Source organism: Aliivibrio sp. S2TY2 (assembly GCF_028765525.1).
In the GTDB taxonomy this organism is placed as follows: domain Bacteria; phylum Pseudomonadota; class Gammaproteobacteria; order Enterobacterales; family Vibrionaceae; genus Aliivibrio; species Aliivibrio finisterrensis_A.
This window is the reverse complement of record NZ_JARACS010000033.1, coordinates 1-1,177: the sequence shown is the minus strand read 5'-3', so window position 1 is coordinate 1,177 and position 1,177 is coordinate 1. Positions and strand designations below refer to the sequence as shown.

1 protein-coding gene is annotated in these 1,177 nt (G+C 45.0%); it reads right to left on the bottom strand.

Annotated elements, in window-relative coordinates; genetic code table 11:
- A partial coding sequence (tuf, locus tag PVK63_RS19855; RefSeq protein ID WP_130060028.1) for an elongation factor Tu occupies window positions 1-1,177 on the bottom strand: 1,177 nt, incomplete at both ends.

Below are 1,177 nucleotides of genomic sequence, written 5' to 3'. Positions count from 1 at the left end.
AAGATTTTAGCAACAACACCAGCACCAACTGTACGGCCACCTTCACGGATTGCGAAGCGTAGACCTTCGTCCATTGCGATTGGAGCGATTAGCTCAACCGTCATTTGAACGTTGTCACCAGGCATTACCATTTCAACACCTTCTGGAAGTGTGATATCGCCAGTTACGTCCGTTGTACGGAAGTAGAACTGTGGACGGTAGCCTTTGAAGAAAGGAGTATGACGGCCGCCTTCATCTTTAGAAAGAACGTATACTTCTGACTCAAATTTAGTGTGTGGGTTGATTGAACCTTTAGCAGCAAGTACTTGGCCACGTTCAACGTCATCACGCTTAGTACCACGTAGAAGTGCACCAACGTTCTCACCTGCACGACCTTCGTCAAGCAGTTTACGGAACATTTCAACACCAGTACATGTAGAAACTGTAGTTTCTTTGATACCAACGATTTCTACTTCGTCACCTACACGTAGGATACCACGTTCGATACGACCAGTAACAACAGTACCACGACCTTGAATTGAGAATACATCTTCAATTGGAAGTAGGAAAGGCATGTCTACAGCACGCTCTGGAAGTGGAATGTAAGTATCAAGAGCTGTTGCTAGCTCGATGATCTTGTCTTCCCACTCTTTTTCGCCGTTTAGAGCGCCAAGAGCTGAACCTTGGATTACTGGTAAATCATCACCTGGGTAATCGTATTCAGAAAGAAGTTCACGAACTTCCATTTCTACTAGCTCAAGAAGCTCTTCATCATCAACCATGTCACATTTGTTCATGAATACAACGATGAAAGGAATACCAACTTGACGACCAAGTAGGATGTGCTCACGTGTTTGTGGCATTGGACCATCAGTTGCAGCAACAACTAGGATACCACCATCCATTTGAGCAGCACCAGTGATCATGTTTTTAACATAATCGGCGTGTCCAGGACAGTCAACGTGTGCGTAGTGACGCTCAGGTGTATCGTACTCAACGTGAGAAGTTGAGATTGTGATACCACGCTCGCGCTCTTCAGGAGCGTTATCGATTGATGCGAAATCTTTAGCTACACCGCCGTAGATTTTTGCAAGTGTAGTACAGATAGCAGCTGTTAGAGTTGTTTTACCGTGGTCAACGTGGCCGATAGTACCAACGTTTACGTGCGGTTTCGTACGTTCAAATTTTTCTTTAGACA